Consider the following 20,588-nt stretch of genomic DNA (forward strand, 5'->3'; position numbering starts at 1 on the left):
CCTTATTTTGTTATCTCTACAAACTTACGAACTAATTCATCAAATGCCTCAGAAACAACCGTGTTTTGTTGCATTACTGCCGGACGACCAATGTCTCCTGACTCACGAACACTTTGTACCAATGGAATATGACCCAAGAAACGTTGATTCATTCCTTTTGCCAAGTTTTTAACTCCGTCTCTTCCAAAAATGTAATATTTATAGTCTGGCAATTCCTCTGGTGTAAACCAAGCCATATTTTCAATTAAGCCTAAAACAGGTACTTTAATAGTATCTAATTGGAACATATTCACTCCTTTTCTAGCATCTGCCAAAGCAACCTCTTGTGGTGTGGAAACGATAATCGCTCCATCTAAAGGAATGTTTTGAACCAATGATAAATGAATATCTCCTGTTCCTGGTGGCAAATCGATTAATAAATAATCCAATTCTCCCCAATGTGTATCTGTAAACATTTGCGTTAATGCTTTTGCTGCCATCGGTCCACGCCATACAACTGCATCATCTTGTTCAGTGAAAAAACCAATAGACATGATTCCAATTCCATAAGACATTACAGGAGTCATCTTCGTTTCTCCGTCAACCTCAATAGAATTAGGTCTTTCTCCAACAACATCAAACATTGTTGGCATAGAAGGTCCATAAATATCAGCGTCTACAATCCCAACTTTATAACCTGCTTTTGCTAGTCCTCCAGCTAAATTCGCAGTAATAGTTGATTTACCAACCCCACCTTTTCCAGATGCAATGGCAACAATGTGTTTAACCTCTGGTAAAACTTTTCTGCGTGATCCCTTGGCTTCAGCAGACATTCCCTGAACGCTTGTTTCTACTTCTATATCGTCTCCTAAGATTCTTTTCAAAGTGAAATTTACCGCTTCTTGCATTCTTTTTCTAGCATGCATTGCTGGATTCACCACTTTAACAGAAAGAGTGATTTTATTCCCATCAATCTTTAAATCATCAATTAAATTTTGGGATACTATATCTTTTTTAAGGTCGGGCTCTATAACATTACCTAATGCATCTAAAACTTTATCTCTTGTAATTTCCATAACTCTAAGTTTGTTCCTCAAAAGTATTGATTTATTCTATTTCCTCAGTTTTAAAATGAACTTTTATGTTTAAAAAAGACATAAGTCATTTTAGGCATGAACTCTTTGAATCTTCAATTGTAATGTATTAGTAATGCTTATTTTTGTATTCTAAAATGTGCAGGTTAAGTATTAAAAAGTATAGAGGAATAAAAAACTTTTAAACAATAATAAAAGAAAGGAGTAAGCGTTATGAGTGAAATGGTTTTTGGAATAAGAAAAAATTCCCGTAAATCATCAAGTTTGGCGCTATTATTGCAGCTTGATACTCAAAATAATTTAGCGAAAGACTTTTGTATTGTTAAAAAGAATTAATTTACATATCTTTGCTGCACTCTTTAGCTAAAGCAATATTAAAAATAAAAATATGGAATATTCAAATATCAGGTTTGATAGAAATACAAGTAACGTTGATTTCTATAAAACATTACAGAAAAAAGTGAGAAAGCACTTTAAAGACACGAACGCTTCCAAATATGGGAACGCTTCAATGGTTTTTAAATCGATTTTCATGCTTGCTTTATATCTTGTTCCATTTATAATGATCCTTACTGTCGTAGATAGTGTATGGTTGTCATTTCTAATGTGGATTTTGATGGCATTGGGAATGTCAGGAATTGGACTATCAATTATGCATGATGCCAATCATGGGGCTTATTCAAAAAATAAATTCGTGAACAATTTCATGGGAGACTTAATCTCAGTAGTTGGTGGTAGCGATGCAATGTGGAGAATTCAGCACAATGTTCTGCACCATACTTATACTAATGTGTCAGGAATGGATGAAGATATTGATCCAGGAGCTGTACTTAGATTTAGCCCGCACGAAGAAAGAAAACCTTTTCATAAGTACCAACATTATTATGCTTGGTTCCTTTACGGAATGATGACAATTCTTTGGTGTACTGTTAAAGATTTTAAGCAAGCTATACGTTATAAAAAACTTGGATTAACAAAAACTGAAGGTGCTAGTTTCTCTAGAATCATTTCTAAAATTGTAGTCCACAAAGTTCTTTATCATGCTATCTTCTTAGTGTTACCATTAATTTTCTCACCAATTTCATGGTATTTTATTGTTTTAGGATTCCTTTTGATGCACTTTATAACAGGAGTAATTTTGGGACTTATCTTCCAATCAGCTCACGTTGTTCCTACTTCAAATTATCCATTGCCAGATGAAACAGGTAATATTAAAGCAGACTGGGCAGTAAGCCAATTAATCAACACTTGTAATTTTGCTCCAGATAGTAAAATTCTTTCATGGTATGTTGGTGGATTGAACTTCCAAGTGGAGCACCACTTGTTCCCAAACATCTGTCACGTTCATTACAAGAAGATTTCTAAAATTGTTCGTGAAACAGCAGAAGAGTTTAACTTGCCTTACAATTCAGAAAAAACTTTCGGTTCTGCCATTAAGAGTCACGCAATGATGTTGAAAAAATTAGGTAGTCAAGACCAATTATAAGCTATCAATATGAATTTGGAAACGTTTCGAGATTATTGTCTTCAAAAGGACCATGTCGACGAAGCGTTTCCTTTTGATGATTCTACTTTGGTTTTTAGGATCAATAAAAAAATGTTTGCACTCTTAAGTTTAAAGGATGAAAGAAGTAATTCTTGTAATCTTAAATGTGATCCAGATCGCGCTTTAGAATTAAGAGCCGATTTCATGGGGATTCTTCCTGGTTATCACATGAGTAAAAAACATTGGAACACCATATCGTTTAATGAAGATGTATCCGATCAATTGATTTACGAATTAATTGATAACTCTTATGATCTCGTCTTTAAATCATTTTCAAAAAAAGTTCAAAAAGAATTAAGTGAATGAGTGTAAGAATAGATAAATTTATTTGGTTTACTCGCTTGTGTAAAACACGTTCAATAGCCACAGAACTAGTTAAAAAAGGGAAAGTCAAATTGAATGGTGAAGGAATTAAGCCAGCACGAGAAGTAAAAGTTGGAGATGTTATCGGCATTGTAAAACACACCTCTCTTTTTACTTATAAAATAAAATCTCTTCTTAAAAATAGAGTAGGAGCAAAACTTGTTGAAGATCACTTAATCGATGTTACTCCTTTAGAAGAAATCGAAAAGTTCAAAGCCTATCAATCTGCTCAAAGTGCATATCGCGGACATGGAACCGGAAAGCCAACTAAAAAAGAACGCCGTGTATTGGATTCATTTCTTCATTGGGATGATGAAGACGAAGATGATGTTTAGCGGTGGTCTAACAATCAAAAAAATATTTTTAAAAACAGCAATCGATTACAAATTTCGTGTGATGAATAATCTCGAAATTTAGTATATTTGCATTTAATAAATTTTAAAGAATAATGGAAAATTTCATTGACACACCAATTAATCAAACTGCTTCTAAAGTACAAGTAAAGCAGTTTTTTACTGGAGTTTACACGTATATGTTCATGGCACTTGTTGTTTCAGGTGTGGTTTCATGGTATTTAGCTAGTTCTGGACTATTCATGAAATGGTTTATCAATATGGAAACAGGTTCTGTTAGTCCATTGTTTTATGTGGTAGCTTTTTCACCTTTAGGATTAGTATTTTTGATTCAGGCAAAATACAAAAGCTTTTCTTTAGGTGCTTTAGTTGGACTTTTTGTTCTCTATTCTTCACTTATTGGAGCAAGTTTGTCATCTATATTTTTCGTGTACAGCATGGGAGATATCGCGATTACATTCTTCGTTACGGCAGGTGCATTTGGAGCAATGGCGATTCTAGGATTCACAACATCAGTAGATTTATCGAAAATGGGAAGCCTTTTGTATATGGCATTCATCGGAATATTTATCGCTGCAATCGTAAACATGTTCATGAACAGTGAGTGGTTAGCGTACTTAATATCTATTGTTGGAGTATTTGTTTTTACAGGGCTAACAGCTTGGGAAATGCAACGCCTAAAAGCAATTGCACTGGACACAGAGATTTCAGAAGAAGATAAGCAAAAAGCAAGCTTAATGGGTGGATTGACACTTTATATTTTGTTCATCAACTTGTTTATATCATTACTACACTTATTAGGTGGTAGAGACTAAATTGGAATAGAAAGTTACTCAATCGGTGCTTTCAAAGACATCTTTTAATTCAAAACCCTCCAAAGTTTGTTCAGCATTAGCTAACCAATTTTGGAGGGTTTTGTTTTTCCTATTTTTATACCATAGCAAGTTTGAGATGTTTAGTGCAAAAGAAAACGTTGATTGATCCGTCGTTTGGACGGTTGCGAACCATCCCTGCTAAACACAAAACTCACTACTCACTACTGACTTTATGTAATTCTAATAGTTGAATGAATTCACTTTTATCAGGTGCTGTGAGATTCCTAATATCTTGGTCTCTGATGAAATTGAAAACTTCCTCAATGTTTGTTGAATTAACTGAAAGACAACTGAAGTCTTCCTCCCAAATAGCCTGTGCTTGTGTTTCTAATTTCGCGTTAATAAAGTCAGCACTTACTTTTTGAATTTGGTTTACAATTTCCTGAACTGATTTCTCAGGATTGAGATTGAATAAACAATTCAAATGGGTTGATGAACAATTAATGATTCTAACAGAAGAACCCATCTTTATGAAAGTATCTTCAACAATCTGATTTACTTCTTCTCTAAAATAAGGCTGAATAACTGGGTTTTCATCTTTGGCAGTTATCAAACAATGTATCCATGCATGACAGTGAACTTGGTCTTCGAAATCCATAATATTTTGATTTTAAGGGTTAGTGATGACTAAGTTATGGTTTTTTATCCAAATTCAAAAGGGAAGGGTTAATTTAATTTTGGTGTGCTCAATCCTCGCATCAGGTTATTGTGTTCTGTTTTTAAGATAATGATGACAAAAACTAAACGTAATATTATTTGGTTCTACCACGAATTTAGTGGAATATCGCATGCCATTGAGAATAAAGCTTAAAGACTTTTCTAGTAATTTACTTTTTTAAAATCCTCGATTATCACAAAACTCCACAGGTGAAAAAATCCGAGATCATCTACTTCGACTTCACTCTGCACAAGCGCGTTGCTTGCAGTTCTTTCGCGGTGACTGAGCATGCGCTGCATTGAGCTTGTCGAAATGTCGAAGGCCCGCGTTCTATTACAGCGCAACCAAAAAGATCAACCAAAGCTCTTGGGTTTTTCATTTTGCATAAAGCTTGTTATTTCAATAAACCATTAAAATCAGGGTAGAACCAGTTTAATAAATGATTTTGCGATTTAAAGGGGTAGCCCTATTATTCTATTAATTGAACAATGTCAGATGGTTTTGACAGGAGAAATACTATATCAAGCAATGCGTCCTGTCAGGAGAGCTCTTTTTAATAGTATCAAATAGAAGCCTAAAAATCAGTAGACCAAAATAAATTAACCCAAGCTGAATTTAAAACCCATTAGTATTCTAAAGAAAATTGTAATTGATTTCGTCCTCAATACTCCTTACTCAAAACGCTCTACTGTGATCGTAATGCCTGCATTACAATCAATGTGGCGCCTCGTTTTTCTTCAATAAAATCTTTTACTTTAACCTTGATTTCTTCATTCTTTTTGAAAGTCGAATAAGCTTCAAAAAATGATTTGTTTTCATCGCAACTCTTACCTATTTCAGCATTTATAAACTCTTGAGCTTCTGGAAATTTCTTATGAATTGGGCCGAAAATAACAGGTAAACCAAATGAAGCAGGTTCAAGTATGTTGTGTAATCCTGTTCCAAATCCTCCGCCAACATAAGCAATGTTTCCATATCTATAGGCATCCGCTAATACGCCAATACAATCGAGAATGAGAACCTGTGTATGGCGTTTTAACGATTCCCCTTGCTGAATATTCGTGTACAATTGATAATTTACCTTTAATCGGTCTTCAATTTGCTGAATGTGCGGCCTATTTACTTCATGCGGTGCAATAATGACCTTCGTATTGATTTTGTAATCGTTTATGTAAGGAATAATCATTTCCTCATCTGCTGGCCATGAACTTCCCATCACAAAGATGTATTCGTTTTCTGCCCAAGGTGCAATAATCTCATTTTGCTTTTCTTCAGCAGCTCTTTGTGCAACGCGATCATAACGTGTATCTCCAGAAACAGTAACGTTGTTAATTCCAACCTTAGACAATAAAGATTTACTCAATTCATATTGCACGAAAATATGATCAAATAGGAAAAGTGCATTTCTGAACGTTCCACCATACCATTTAAAGAAACGGTGATTTTTGCGAAAAGAAGCACTGACTGAATAGATTTTTGCACCACTCTTTTTTGCGGCTTTTAGGTGATTCACCCAAATTTCATATTTAATAAAAAACACCTTGGAGGGATGAAAATGCTTCATGAACTTCCTAGCATTCTTTTTGGTGTCAAGTGGCAGATAACAAGTGAAGTCTCCAACAGATTTATCTTTGACATTCTCATATCCAGACGGACTAAAAAAAGTGATTAAAATGAAATCTTTGGGATGCTCTTTCTTCCAAGCTTCCATAATTGGTTTGCCTTGATCATATTCCCCTAAAGAAGCACAATGAAACCAAATTACATTCTCATTTTCGAGATCTGGAATATTCTTCCAAAAATTTTTACGTCCGTTGACCCATTTTTTGGCTTTTGGATGAAATAGAGATCCAATTCTTAATAAAAAGCCGTAAAAATATATGCCGAATGTGTAAAGCATATAAATTAGTTGAAGTAGTAATCTTTAACTTGACGTTTGTAAATTGGAATTAACCAACCAATTCTTAATCCAAACATTTGTTCAATACGCAAATCTTTACTTACTTTTTCATTGGGATGGTCCCAAAATATATCTCTTTGATTTACTGTGTATCCTTGTTGTAAATATACTCCACCATAAAAGTTGAAAATACCCCGATTGGCCATATAACTATAACCAATAAACTGGGATGTATTCGCACCTATTGTCAATCTATCATACCCCTTTAAATATTCACCTTGTAGTTGTGGGACTTCGTCTTCCTGTGTTTCAATTCTTAATTTATGCCATAAATATCCTGCCGTAAGTTGTATCATAATTCCAGAATTTGCATTCGATTTCCAAATGGGGAATATCTTACTAACTGATGCATTTACGTTAAATCCTCTATTCATTAATAGAACAATCGCTGGTGTTCCAGAAGTATTAATTATTTGACCTTTGTCATCCATTAAGTTCTGAATTATTCCGTCAATATTTACGTCGTTCCCAAAAAAGAAATTTCCATCCACTCCATAAATCCAATTTTTTTTGGTTTTATATCCTGCGTGAGTTCCTAAAGCATTGGTAAAACCATAGCGATCTTTCAAGTCTCCACCTGTCCAGTTTGGACCGTAATGGATTCCAACATAAGGAGTCGAAATTGCTTCTGTAACATCTCTTTGTGCATTTACTATTAATCCAAGCATAAAAGCCAGTATTAAAAAGAGTTGTTTTGTTATTGAAAATATTTTATTATTCATTGTGTGTTTTTCTATTTACAAAAGTATAAAGAACGAGCAAATTATCGGTTCAATATTATTTAAACTTTAATAATGGTTTACAGGTTTAAAATCAATCGTGGAAACTAATACTTCCTATTCTTTGTTTATTCCCTGATCTTCCATAAATCATTAGTTTTTTCGTTTGTGTAAATGGTCGTGCCAATAGAGGAACGAACAATAAGTCGGTTTCTTCTTTTCCGATAGTACTTTTTCTATTTATGTATCCGTCTTCTAGTCTTAAACTCACATGTGCAATTGTGTTTTTTCCAGAATTAAATTGTGCTGCAATTGGAAGGTCACCATTTTGGTTGTAAGCACCATCTTCATTATAATTTAATTGATTGTCATTAAAAAATAGATGTAGCTGTTCTGGACTTAAATAGGCTGCATTCGATAAATGATAACCGCCGTCATTTATAGATCTTTGATATTTTGGAATTATCCTGTCCCAATCCATTTCACCTTTTAAGTTGAGTTTAAAAACAATTATGTCGTTACTCCAAAAATAGGAGTCAACTGTATTGGTTGCTCCTGGAACATCTGCGCTGCCATATCTATATTCTAATGCATTAAACTCTACAATTCCAATGTATCCATTATCTGTGGATTGAAAATCAATGAGGTCGAATCCAGCATATTCATTTTTGATAGTGCTTTGGTCATTTAAAAAGTTTAAACTGAATCCTGAAATTGATGTTTTTATTTCATTTGAAAATGAAGTGTATTTTTTGTTGCTGATTTTTCCTTCGTTGTTTATTGTTGCAGTAAAAACACCTTCCACTTTTCCATCTATAAATGGAGAATATAATCCACTTAAAAGAATTTGATCACCAGTATTGTAAAGACCAATTTCAGTATAAAATATCCCTTTATCTTCTAAAGTTTCATATTTGAATGCTTGATTGGCTAACTTTCCAATGGTTATGGATTTAAAATAATTTTGTTTATTAATCCAACTGTTAGCAAGAGAAGATTCAGAATAATGTCCAGAAATGATAAATTGAGTATGCTCATCTTTAATATAAAAATCTAAAAACTCATATTCTTTTGTAGGAAATGGATAGATGAAATTACCACTTTGAGGCAATGGTGAGCCCACTTTGAAATTCAAATATTTTATGCTTCTGTAATTTTCTGGAGATCCTTGATGAACATAAATCATTGAAGCATATTTCTTATTCTCACTGCTTACCAAAGTTATTTGTGATAGATCTATTTCATTATGAAAAGCAAAATAATCCTGTAATGAAAAACCATGATTCGATTTTCCTTGGGAGGACAGATCAATGAAGTGATAATATATCTTCTGCTCCTTCTTCATAAAAGTGGTTTGCACAGAAATACCTAGTGCATTGTCTCCCAAAACAGTATAGTGTGTCAGACTAGACTTCTTTCCATTTCCATAGAAAGTAATTGGGTGGGTTGCTGGTATTTTATAATCGGTGATATAGCTGAATGAATATTTTGAACTGTTTCTAGAGAAGATATTGAAAAACGAAAGTTCATTTTGTACGCAAAGTAAATTGTTTGATTTCGTTTTTATGAAATCCTCAATGTTAGCTCCTGACTTTTGTTTATCACCAAAGAAAATTGAAATATCATTATAATCAGCGATCACTTGACCGAAAGATAATCTCCCCAAAAAGCTGAAGATGATAAGAACGATAAAATGTTGAAGAGTATTTTGCATTTCTAATATTGAGAACTCTAAATTTAGTCTCGTTAACGAATATACTATTCTCAAATTACATTCAACGCTGTTTCTCTACCAAAAATGAAAAAAGTGCCCAAACTCAGTTTGAACACGTTTCTATAATTGATTTGTTTTTTTTGATGTTAAATCGAGCAGCAACCATTTGACTAAGGTGAAAACCATTAAAACTTTCAATTTAACTATTATTTGGCTTCGCTTTCCAGAAAGATCCTTCAATCAATAAAATCAAAGATTTATTTTGATTAAAGGATGACATAGTAAGGATGGATTTGGGTGAAAAAAGTAGAAAAAAAGTCGATGCATAGCATCAACTTTTTTTCTACTTTTTTCAAATGACCTCCCTGATAAGATTGTCATCCCTCGAATAAATTCTTTTACAACAAGTTGATAAAAGAATTTATTCGAGGGATCTTGTTGGTATGAAAGGAATATCCTTTTTTATTTTAGAAAATTCATTATTCTAAAATTTTAAGATTTCTCAATATCCTTAAGTATTTGATTAGAAAACTTAAAAGATAAGGCTTGTGAAGTTTTAAATTGTAGGAGTTTATTTTTATAAATGTTGCCTTCGACGCCTTCGACAAGCTAGTCAACGAAGTCAACGAGATTCCCTTTTGAAAGCAGAGAAATATTCTAAAATCAATAAAACTCCAATGTCATCTCGATACTTCCAAGTATTTGATTAGAAAACTTCAAAGACAAGGCTTGTGAAGTTTTAAATTGTAGGAGTTTATTTTTATAAATGACTACAATTTAAAACAAGCATAACGCAGTATTTGGAGTTTTCTAACAAATACTAAACTCCGGTATAGTTCTGTGGAGTAATCGCTTTCAACTCTTTCTTAATTTCATCCGAAACATTCAACGTATCCACAAATGCATGAACAGTATTTTTCGTTACTTTCTCATTTTTACGTGTCAATCCTTTTAAAGCTTCATAAGGTTTTGGAAAACCTTCTCTTCTCAAAATCGTTTGAATTGCTTCTGCAACAACTGCCCAGTTATTTTCTAAATCAGCATCAATTGCAGCTTCGTTAATCAATAATTTTTCGAGTCCAGCCAATGTCGATTTGAATGCAATTAAAGAATGACTTAATGGAACACCAACATTTCTTAAAACTGTTGAATCCGTTAAATCTCTTTGTAATCTTGAAATTGGTAATTTACTTGATAAATGTTCCAAAAGCGCGGTTGAAAGTCCTAAGTTTCCTTCAGAATTTTCAAAATCAATTGGATTTACTTTGTGCGGCATTGCACTCGACCCAACTTCTCCTTCTTTCAATTTTTGCTTAAAATAATCCATTGAAATGTAAGTCCACATATCGCGATCTAAATCAATCAAAATACTATTGATACGTTTCATCGCATCAAATAGTGCTGCTAAATTATCGTAATGCTCAATTTGAGTTGTGGTTTGACTTCTTGATAATCCCAAATGTTCACTCACAAAATGATTTGCAAATGCTACCCAATTATCATTAGGAAAAGCAACATGATGTGCATTTAAGTTTCCTGTTGCTCCACCAAATTTAGCTGAAAAAGGAACTGCTTTCAATTGTGCAATTTGAATAGAAAGTCTTTCATGAAAAACCAAAATCTCTTTTCCAAGACGCGTTGGAGAAGCAGGTTGACCATGTGTTTTTGCCAACATAGGAATGTTCTTCCAATCTGCTGAATATTTTTCTAACAATGACAATACATCATCTAATGCAGGCAAATAAACTTCATTAACTGCCTCCATCATTGATAAAGGAACAGCAGTGTTGTTGATGTCCTGTGATGTTAATCCAAAATGAACAAATTCCAAGTGCTTCGATAATCCAAGTGCTTCCAATTTTTCTTTTACGAAATATTCAACCGCCTTAACGTCATGATTCGTTGTTCTTTCCGTTTTCTTAATTACAAGCGCATCCTCTTCAGTGAAGTTTTTGTAAATCAAACGCAAATCATCAAACTTGTCTTTAGGAAAATCTGCCAATGGCGCAACTCCAGAATTTACCATTGCGATAAAGTACTCAATCTCTACCAAAACCCTGTATTTTATCAATCCAAATTCTGAAAAGTAAGGGCTTAGTTCTTCAACTTTTCTTCGGTATCTTCCATCAATTGGAGAAATTGCAGTGAGTGTATTTAATTCCATTGCGCTATTATTAAAATATTCAATATTAAAAAATGCAAAGATACTAAATTAGTGTGAATTCAGGTAAAATGGTGCTAAGCTATATTCTTTCGCATTTATGCAGAGCCTAAATCCTAAAGCCATAATTGTTAAATCATTTAGTTTTGTATTGGTTTGTCTTACTTTGGTGAGATTATACGTTCCTACTTTATGGAAAATCTGTGTTTAATAATGCTTATTGGTCTTATTCTCTTTTCCTGTAGAAAAGAACGTACCTTCTTATCATTCAAAAAGTATGGAGTATTACTCTATATACAGTAGACCACATTGTTAATATTAAACAAATGCAAGAAATTAATTAAGCATCAGGGTCTTATATGAAAGGGGGAGAAAATATTTTAAAATTCACAGATGTCTCCCACTCTGGACTTGGAGCTCTAACCAACTTAAATGAAAAGTTTACCCATAAATCTACGCTCACAGCATTAGGTATAGACCCAAATCTTTGGCCAAGTGACGGTTCACATTCGTTAAATATGCAAGGTTTAGGGTTTATGTTTAATAATTACCTTGATTTATCTTAATTTACGGTGAAATAAGATTAGAGATGTATATGAATAGATATTTGTGTACTTAGAAAAAATATATTTTTCTTTGGAAGCTAGCGTGATAGCCTATATTTGTTTTTTAAATTAAACACGGAATTATGAAAAATATCATTGCTTTCTTAACAATACTTACCATTTTTAGTTCTTATGGACAGACAGTTAGTTTAGACTCCAGTTATGTAATAAATGGAATTAATAAATTAGAAATTGCCGCAGGGTCTGATGACCAAAGTCTTTTATCTGCAATTCAACCTGATAATAAAGTTTTGATATGTGGTGCTACTTATAGTCAATCACTAAATAATACTTATCCGTTTGTGAGTAGATATTTGCCAAATGGTGATTTGGATTCAGCTTTTAATTCAACAGGAATAAACATAGTAAGTTCATTAGCAACTTGCTTTCCTTATTCAATGGTTTTACAAGACGATGGAAAAATTGTTTTAGCGGGTCAATATTATTCTCAAGGAAATGTAAGAGGAATTGTTATTCGGTTTAATGAAAATGGTAGTTTAGATTCAACTTTTAACCAAACTGGTTATAATGATATTTCTTATTCTTCAAAGGATTATTATGGTAGAACAGTCACTATTCAAGGTGATAAAATTATTTTAGCCGGTTATATTCATAAGAGTAATACAAATTATGATTTTTTTGCCGCACGATTTTTATCCAACGGAATTATTGATAGCACTTTTGGAATAAATGGTGTGGTAGAAAAGGATTTTGGTGGAGTAGATGTATGCAGAGGAGTTACCGTACAGCCTGATAATAAAATTATTTTAACGGGATATGAAGAAAATTCTTTCTCCCCTAATATTATACGTTTATTAGAAAATGGAAGCGAAGATGTTCCTTTTAGTAATGAACTCGCTTTAAATACGCAGTATATATATGCTATGCCTTATCAGAGCTTAGTTCAAGAAGATTCGAAAATAATCAATGTAGGTTTTTCTTTTGACACGTTAACCGGCAAGATAAATACTTATGCTACAAGACTACTTCCAACAGGTGAAAAAGACGCTTCTTTTGGGGTTAATGGGGAATTTATGATTAATATTTCAGGTGAGGATACGTATGGGATATATAGTGCTTTCTATGGAGATAATAAGTTAGTTATTGTTGGAAACTCTGGCGATGCGGCTACAAATAAAATGAAATTGTTTGCTATAGGTTTAAATAGTGATGGGTCTATAGATTCTGCATTTATGAATAATGGAATTTATACGGATTTAATAAGTACTGATTACGAACTTCTAAATGCAGTGCATTCAAACGATAATGGTAAAATAATTGCCACAGGTTATTATGATGAAGGTGGTAATTGGAATAAACCTGTTATTGTTCAATTTAAAGTAAATGAATTAGCTGGTAATGTGATAGAAGATTTTAAAAATGATATCCGAATTTCATTAGGACCAAATCCGTTAGGAGACGAATACTTGAATATTGTCAATAATAGCGAGCATAAATTGACTTACACTATTTATAACGCTATGGGAGAAACAATAATGGAGGCCAATGAAATTGATAAGCAAACCAATAGAGAGATTAGGCTAGATTTAAGTAAAGGGATTTATTTCGTTAAGTTTTATTCATCAGAAAAAAAAGTATCTAAAACGATTAGTCTTATTAAGCAATAAAAACCTTGCATTGGTTAGGAAAATGATTCGCGAATTTTCGGATTTTTATAGAGTGGTATATATTGCTTTATTCCAGATGAATATCGAGGTTTAACATGAAAAACTTACTTGGCTCCATATGAAATACTTAGGGTAATCAATTTTAATCCTTCGAAAAATTAATAGTTCTACTACGAATTTAACTGTAACCTGCACGAGTTGTATTTTAAAGTATTTATCAAAATAATTATTTACTTTTTACAAGTAAGCATATGGTGGTCTGTATTTCAATTGGTTAGTCCAGGCGGGACGGCATATTAATAGCCAAGGACGTTAGTCCTTGGTTTAAAACAAATAGATATAATACAAAATCGACCTAATTGCATGCAATTAGGTCGATTTTGTTGGGTTTTGTTTCGGTTTGTATCGTTTGGCGGATGGACTTACGTCCATCCCTATTAATATGCCGTCCCTCTGGGAATTATAATGATAAATACTTAAGCAACAGGTGTTTATAAAATTAAGCGAATTAGATTTTTAATAGAAAGTATCCATTTAAATAAAAGTAGAACTAAATAAACAATCGTTTATCTTCAATTAAAACCATAGATTTTAAAACTACTCACACAAAATCATATAGAACCACTTACTTGTAATTCGCTTTTAATTATAGAAAGTTCGGATAGCTTATAATCATAAAACTCTTTTTTCTCTACTTCGTCAGGTTCACTTCGACAAGCTCTGCAAAAGTGTGTAAATAATACACCGAATGCTATCTTAAAAAACTATTGAATACCTAAGTAGTTTTCTACTCTAATTTTGATCTTCTAATTAGGGCATCATAAAATTTATACTTCTTACATTTGGGGAATAATTTAAAATCTTTAATGAAATTCTTCAAACATTTCGCTTTAGGCATACGAAGCTATTGGAAAGCTATTGGGTTTATCAAAACACATAAGCTGTATTGGTACATGCCAATTCCAGCACTTTTAATGTTACTCATTTATTATGTTGGAAGTCAATTCGCTTCTTGGCAAGCCGATTGGTCAGCTGAAGAAGGGTGTTTGGCATGTGGAAATATGAATGAGACAATTTGGTTTCTCTTGAAAATGTTGTTGAGTATTTCAATAGGTTTAATCTTAATGAAATTTGCCAAATACATAGTCGTTGTTTTACTTTCTCCTATGTTATCAATCATTTCGCAGGTCGTAGAAAAGAAGCTGACCAATAATAAATATCCATTCAGTTTACAACAAACCTTGCACGATGTAAAACGAGGTTTGCGGATTGCCATGAGAAACGTAATGTGGGAGTATGTCTTTTTTCTGCTCATTCTTATTGTCTCTGCATTAGGTTGGGATGAAGTGCATAAATCACCATTTTTCTATCTCACTTTTGCTATTGGGTTCTTTTATTATGGATTTAGTTTTATCGATTATATCAATGAAAGAAGAAGATTAGACATCGATCAAAGTATTCATTTCATTAGAAATCACAGAGGCTTGGCAATCGCCATTGGAAGTATTTATTCTATATTTATTTTAGTTCCAGTAGATTTAGGTGAAATGGTTAATTACACGGGCTTTTTAGATCATCCTTTTGAGACCATTGGAACAAGTATATTTCAATTTTCACTTTGGATGCTGGCTTCAATTGCTCCTATATTAACTATAGTGGCCGCCACAATTGCAATGCATGATTTGGTCGATTTAAGCTCAAATATATATGCCAACAATGATGAAATTGAATTAAAATCCGTTGATAATGAATTGGATGAGTAGAAAACAGGATTATTCTATTTATAAAAACGTCTTCTCTTCATACATTTTTTTATCTTTGGTTTGGAATATCGAAATCTTTTTATGTTTATAGAAAGATTGATAATTCCGAATAAAATATTAGATATTTAACACTATTATTACTTATGAAACTGATTTATACACTTTTGTTTTCCTCTTTCATTTTTATCTCCCATGCAGAAACTGCTGAGTTAAATTGTGAGGTTTTACCCCCTGATTCTACTTCTTCTATAATTGACAGAACAACTTCATTATACTTTTTGGAAGAAGGTAAAAAAGAATTCTCTCGTGGAAAAACCAGAGATGCATTAAGAAGATTTCGGGAGGCATATGTTAGAGATCAATACAGTTCAAAAGCGGCTTATTGGATAGGGGAATCGCATTATAAAATGGATAATTTTGGATATGCATTAAAGTATGCTAGAATTGCTGAAGGTTTAACAAGTGGGGTAGATGGAGATTTACTTTACTTAATGGGTAAATCATATCACCGTCAGAATAACATTGATTCCGCTGCAATGAATTACGTGAAAGCTCAAGGCTTACTTTCCAATGCCAAGAATAAAGTATACAACATCGATGGTTTATTAGACGAGTTAAAGTTTGCTGATTCGGTTTCTAAACTTGAATCTTTGTTTGAAAGAAATCTGTTAAATGACAAAGTCAACTCTGGCTATGATGACTACAACATGGTAATTTCCAATGATGGGAAAGAAGCATTTTTTGTTTCAAGAAGACCAGATACCAAAGGGGGCAATGTGAATCCTGATGACCAGCGCTATTTTGAAGATATTTATTATTCAAAATGGAATGATACAACTAACAATTGGGGAAATTCTACCAATGATTTAGGGAGACTAAATACCGAAGGTTTCGATGCGATTAGTCACATTGTTGCTGATGGATCAGAAGTTTATCTTACAGTTAATACTTCTGTTGCGGATGTTAGAAATCAAACCAGAAGTTCTGATATCTGTGTTGCTAAGAAATCAAAAGAAGACCGATGGAACTCTCCAAGAGCAATTCAAAATAAATCCATAAACACTTCATTTTTTGATGGTGCACCAACTTTAACACAAGATGGAAATACGATGTACTTTATGAGTGATAGAGATGGTGAGAGATCACAGTCAGATATTTATGTTGTCTATAAAGTAGGAAGAGATTGGGGGACAGCTCAAAAATTACCTATGACTGTAAATACTAAAAACAATGAAACAACGCCATTCATTACTCCAGATGGTCGCTTTTTGTTTTTCTCATCAGAAGGACACAAAGGAATGGGAGGTTATGATATTTACGTTACTGAAAACAAAGGAAACGAATGGACTAAACCAATCAATCTAGGAGCTGATTTTAATACCGTAAATGATGACCTTTTCTTTAAATACTATGAACAACTGAAAAAAGCAGTAGTGTCAACTTATAGAATTCAAGGTGATAAATCTAGTTTAGATATTTATGAAATAATAATCGAGAATTGGAGAATACCAACTTCCAAATAATTACGAATTTTAAAACCAAGTTACCGCGAGTTTGTACCTCGTGGTCTTGGTCTCTAATTCGTAATTCCTCTAATTCGTAATTATCTACTCCACAATTGTCAGCTTCGCAAATTTCAAAATCAATGTCTTCTGTCCAACTCTTGGAAAGAAAACCGTTGCTTTTTGATCTGATCCAGCACCCACCAAAGCGGTTACTTTTCCTTTTCCAAAACGGTCATGTTCAACGTTGAATCCTACTTTTAAATTATCGGTTGTTCCGCCGCCACTTTTTGCTGGAGCAGAAGTCGCTTCTTTCATTGTTTTAAGATTGCGTTTTCCGCCACCCATCATTCCAAAACCTTGTGTTCTTTCTTCGGATGGTCTTTGATAACCACTTAGTGATTTCCCACCAGAACGACCCCTTGTTTCATTTTCATGACTTACGAATTTTTTATCTACTTCGTCAATGAATCTACTTGGTTCCGCAGTAACTAACTGCCCCCAGCGGTATCTGCTCACTACATAAGACAATGTACACGTCTTTTCAGCTCTTGTAACGGCAACATAGAATAAACGACGTTCTTCTTCCAATTCTGTCCTGGAAGTCAACGAAAGTTGAGAAGGAAATAAATTTTCCTCTAGTCCTACAATAAACACATGCGGAAACTCTAATCCTTTCGATGCGTGAATGGTCATTAATGTAATCGTGTTTTTGTCTTCTTCGGTTGCTTTATCTGCATCGGTTAATAAAGCAACATCAATTAAGAAATCACTTAAAGTTCCTATTTCGTCTTTCTCTTCTTGTTGAACAGAAAATTCCTTAATCCCGGCCAATAACTCCTGAATGTTTTCATAGCGCGTTACACCTTCAGGTGATTTATCGTCATAAAGGTCTTTCAAAATTCCAGAAGACTGTGCAACATTATTTGCCAAATCATAAGCTGGAGAAGTTTCCATTTGAGCTGAATAACTTTGAATCTTCAATGCAAATTGAGCCATCTTATTTCTCGCTCCAGAACTAATTGAAACAGGATACCTTTGAAAATCAGAAATCACATCCCAAAGAGAAACATCATATTGACGAGCAGCTAAAATTACACTGTCCATTGACGTTTTACCAATTCCCCTTTTCGGATAATTGATCACACGCTTCAATGCTTCTTCATCTTTGGGATTTGCCGATAGCCTGAAATAAGCAATTAAATCTTTAATTTCCTTTCTTTGGTAAAACGAAAGACCTCCATATATTTTATAAGGTAAATTCAGTTTTCTTAAGGACTCCTCAAAAGACCTTGATTGTGCATTTGTTCTGTATAAAATCGCGAAATCTTTATAATCTGCTCCTTCCCCTTGTTTAATATCGAAAATCTTATTCGTAATCACACGACCTTCCTCGTTATCTGTTAAGCAACGGATAATATTAATTTTTCCACCTTCAGCATTAGAAGTCCAAACATCTTTCTGAATCTGATCTTTGTTTCGTTTAATTATACTGTTTGCAGCATTCACAATATTGCTCGTACTTCTATAATTTTGTTCCAGCTTAAACATTTTAAAATCTGGATAATCTTTCTTGAAATTCAGAATGTTTTCGATGTTCGCTCCACGGAATGAATAAATACTTTGCGCATCATCTCCAACAACACAAATATTTTCATAAACCGCTGCCAATTTTTTCACAATTAAATATTGCGAGTAGTTTGTATCTTGGTACTCATCAACCAATGCATATTTGAATTTCTGTTGATAAAAATGCAAGACATCTGGAAAGTCTCTTAACAAAACATTTGTTTGATATAATAAATCATCAAAGTCCATTGCACCAGCTTGAAAACATCTTTTAGCATATTCCTTATAAATTCTAAAGATTTCTGGTTTTCTTGACATTCTGTCCTCAGAAACAATTTCCACATTTGCTTCATAAGCATTCGGAGAAATAAGATTATTCTTAGCGCTAGAAATTCGAGATTGAACAGCGTTGGATTTATAGACTTTTTCATCTAATCCAAACTCTTTTACAATAGACTTAATTAAGCTTCTTGAATCTTGCGTATCATAGATTGTGAAATTAGACGGATAACCTAATTTATCAGCATTGTATCTCAATATACGTGCAAAAACAGAGTGAAATGTTCCCATTGTGATATTCATGGATTCATTTCCACCAACAATAGAATTTATACGTTCCTTCATTTCCTTAGCCGCCTTATTGGTAAAGGTAAGTGCCAGAATACTAAACGAGTCAACACCGTTTCTTAAAAGATGAGCAATACGGTAGGTGAGGACCCTAGTTTTTCCAGAACCTGCTCCTGCAATCACCATCATTGGTCCATCAATATGTTCAACAGCTTGTCGTTGACTCTCATTTAATCCGTCTAAATAATCCATAAGAACAAAGATAAAAATAACCTTTGATGTTGTGAGCGTTTTATATTTCTTTTATTTCTGCTGTAAGATTTTTAAGATAAAAAAGCTACCTCGAGCTCGCTCGTGGTATTTCTTAAAAAATCCCCTCTATTTTTTAATTTATTCCAAATAATAATTATATTTGCCTTGCTAAAAATATAAACTTTATAGTTTTTATAATTTCTTTACACCACAAACAAATCAAATAAAAACTTTTTCTGTACCCAAAAACAGAAAGTAAAAGCCTGAAAAGGCAAAACAAAGAAATTTAATCAACACCTCTTTGTTAAAAATAAGGAAGTTTTCTTCATTATCTATTGGATTCTAAATTAATATATTTATTTTTGCAACCCTTAAAGTCGTTTTGAGGGAGTATTTATTGTAAAAATTTAATGTAAAAATATGCCAACTATACAACAGTTAGTGCGCAAGGGAAGAACTGCGCCGGTCAAAAAGAGCAAGTCAGCAGCACTTGATTCTTGTCCGCAGCGTAAAGGAGTATGTGTGCGTGTGTACACCACTACACCTAAGAAGCCTAACTCAGCTATGAGAAAAGTAGCCAGAGTACGTTTAACAAATGGTAAAGAAGTCAATGCTTACATCGGTGGAGAGGGTCACAACCTTCAAGAGCACTCGATGGTATTGGTTCGAGGAGGAAGAGTAAAAGACCTTCCTGGTGTTCGATATCATATCGTTCGTGGTGCAGAAGATACCGCGGGTGTTGAAGGTAGAACACAACGTCGTTCTAAGTATGGTACTAAAAGACCTAAAAAATAAAACGTAAGTCATGAGAAGAAAAAAGGCCAAAAAAATTGAGATCCTTCCAGATCCAAAATTTAATGACGTACAAGTAACTAAGTTTGTAAATAACTTAATGCTTGACGGTAAGAAAAACACTTCTTTCAAAATCTTTTATGATGCAATTGACATCGTTGAAAGTAAATTGGAAGACCAAGTAGGTTTGGACGTGTTTAAAAAAGCAATCGAAAACATTACTCCTAGTGTAGAAGTAAGAAGTAGACGTGTTGGTGGGGCAACTTTCCAAATACCTACTCCTGTTCGTGAAGGAAGAAAACAATCATTAGCTATGAAGTGGATGATTACTTTCTCTCGTAAGCGTAACGAGAAAACAATGGCTCAGCGTTTAGCAAATGAGTTTATTGCAGCTTCTAAAGAAGAAGGTGGTGCTTACAAGAAAAAAGAAGATACTTTAAGAATGGCTGAGGCCAATAAAGCATTCTCTCATTTCAGATTCTAAATTG

17 protein-coding genes are annotated in these 20,588 nt (G+C 33.3%); 10 read left to right on the top strand and 7 right to left on the bottom strand.

The window, feature by feature from the left end:
- Positions 1-2: 2 nt before the first annotated feature.
- On the bottom strand, positions 3-1,055 hold the full coding sequence (locus ERX46_RS14290) for an Mrp/NBP35 family ATP-binding protein (RefSeq protein ID WP_242494585.1): 1,053 nt from the start codon (positions 1,053-1,055) through the stop codon (positions 3-5).
- A 406-nt stretch (positions 1,056-1,461) separates the two neighbouring features.
- On the opposite strand from ERX46_RS14290, the gene ERX46_RS14295 reads away from it, so the two are divergent.
- The 4 genes from ERX46_RS14295 (at position 1,462) to ERX46_RS14310 (ending at position 4,150) form a co-directional block, all read left to right on the top strand.
- The gene (locus ERX46_RS14295) at positions 1,462-2,559 is read left to right on the top strand and encodes a fatty acid desaturase family protein (protein ID WP_165366243.1); all 1,098 of its coding nucleotides are present in this window, start codon (positions 1,462-1,464) and stop codon (positions 2,557-2,559) included.
- A 9-nt stretch (positions 2,560-2,568) separates the two neighbouring features.
- Positions 2,569-2,925 (top strand): MmcQ/YjbR family DNA-binding protein, encoded by a 357-nt coding sequence (locus ERX46_RS14300; RefSeq protein ID WP_130094551.1) that lies wholly within the window; start codon positions 2,569-2,571, stop codon positions 2,923-2,925.
- Positions 2,922-3,317, top strand: coding sequence for an RNA-binding S4 domain-containing protein (locus ERX46_RS14305; RefSeq protein WP_130094552.1), 396 nt, complete (start codon positions 2,922-2,924; stop codon positions 3,315-3,317). Before ERX46_RS14300 ends, ERX46_RS14305 begins: the two co-directional genes overlap by 4 nt.
- A gap of 113 nt (positions 3,318-3,430) precedes the next feature.
- Positions 3,431-4,150, top strand: a complete 720-nt coding sequence (locus ERX46_RS14310) for a Bax inhibitor-1/YccA family protein (protein WP_130094553.1) — start codon at positions 3,431-3,433, stop codon at positions 4,148-4,150.
- Between the two features lie 214 nt (positions 4,151-4,364).
- On the opposite strand, the gene ERX46_RS14315 is transcribed toward ERX46_RS14310, so the two are convergent.
- The 5 genes from ERX46_RS14315 to purB form a co-directional block, all read right to left on the bottom strand.
- A complete protein-coding gene (locus ERX46_RS14315; protein ID WP_130094554.1) occupies positions 4,365-4,808 on the bottom strand; it encodes a transposase in 444 nt (147 codons plus the stop codon).
- 745 nt (positions 4,809-5,553) lie between these two features.
- Complete coding sequence (locus tag ERX46_RS14320) at positions 5,554-6,768, bottom strand: 3-deoxy-D-manno-octulosonic acid transferase (RefSeq protein WP_130094555.1); 1,215 nt, start codon at positions 6,766-6,768, stop codon at positions 5,554-5,556.
- Between the two features lie 5 nt (positions 6,769-6,773).
- Positions 6,774-7,550 carry a hypothetical protein gene (locus ERX46_RS14325; protein WP_130094556.1) on the bottom strand — a complete coding sequence of 259 codons (777 nt, stop codon included), beginning with the start codon at positions 7,548-7,550 and terminating at the stop codon, positions 6,774-6,776.
- A 91-nt stretch (positions 7,551-7,641) separates the two neighbouring features.
- Positions 7,642-9,261 carry a hypothetical protein gene (locus ERX46_RS14330; RefSeq protein WP_130094557.1) on the bottom strand — a complete coding sequence of 540 codons (1,620 nt, stop codon included), beginning with the start codon at positions 9,259-9,261 and terminating at the stop codon, positions 7,642-7,644.
- Positions 9,262-10,081: 820 nt separating this feature from the next.
- Positions 10,082-11,425, bottom strand: coding sequence for an adenylosuccinate lyase (purB, locus tag ERX46_RS14335; protein WP_130094558.1), 1,344 nt, complete (start codon positions 11,423-11,425; stop codon positions 10,082-10,084).
- Between the two features lie 356 nt (positions 11,426-11,781).
- Here purB and ERX46_RS14340 point away from each other — a divergent pair, with 356 nt between their 5' ends.
- From ERX46_RS14340 to ERX46_RS14355, 4 genes are all read left to right on the top strand, one after another.
- Complete coding sequence (locus ERX46_RS14340) at positions 11,782-11,988, top strand: hypothetical protein (RefSeq protein WP_130094559.1); 207 nt, start codon at positions 11,782-11,784, stop codon at positions 11,986-11,988.
- Positions 11,989-12,110: 122 nt separating this feature from the next.
- Entirely contained in the window at positions 12,111-13,655 is a 1,545-nt protein-coding gene (locus ERX46_RS14345) for a T9SS type A sorting domain-containing protein (protein ID WP_130094560.1), read from the top strand.
- A gap of 866 nt (positions 13,656-14,521) precedes the next feature.
- Complete coding sequence (locus ERX46_RS14350) at positions 14,522-15,418, top strand: EI24 domain-containing protein (RefSeq protein WP_130094561.1); 897 nt, start codon at positions 14,522-14,524, stop codon at positions 15,416-15,418.
- A 143-nt stretch (positions 15,419-15,561) separates the two neighbouring features.
- Positions 15,562-16,941, top strand: coding sequence for a PD40 domain-containing protein (locus ERX46_RS14355; protein ID WP_130094562.1), 1,380 nt, complete (start codon positions 15,562-15,564; stop codon positions 16,939-16,941).
- Positions 16,942-17,025: 84 nt separating this feature from the next.
- On the opposite strand, the gene ERX46_RS14360 is transcribed toward ERX46_RS14355, so the two are convergent.
- The gene (locus ERX46_RS14360; RefSeq protein WP_130094563.1) at positions 17,026-19,308 is read right to left on the bottom strand and encodes an ATP-dependent helicase; all 2,283 of its coding nucleotides are present in this window, start codon (positions 19,306-19,308) and stop codon (positions 17,026-17,028) included.
- A gap of 420 nt (positions 19,309-19,728) precedes the next feature.
- Between ERX46_RS14360 and rpsL the strand changes: the two genes are divergently transcribed.
- Complete coding sequence (gene rpsL / locus ERX46_RS14365) at positions 19,729-20,103, top strand: 30S ribosomal protein S12 (protein ID WP_107038330.1); 375 nt, start codon at positions 19,729-19,731, stop codon at positions 20,101-20,103.
- A 10-nt stretch (positions 20,104-20,113) separates the two neighbouring features.
- A complete protein-coding gene (gene rpsG, locus ERX46_RS14370) occupies positions 20,114-20,584 on the top strand; it encodes a 30S ribosomal protein S7 (protein WP_130094564.1) in 471 nt (156 codons plus the stop codon).
- Positions 20,585-20,588: the final 4 nt, after the last annotated feature.

The sequence above is a fragment of the Brumimicrobium glaciale genome (genome assembly GCF_004152935.1).
Taxonomy (GTDB): Bacteria; Bacteroidota; Bacteroidia; order Flavobacteriales_D; family Crocinitomicaceae; genus Brumimicrobium; species Brumimicrobium glaciale.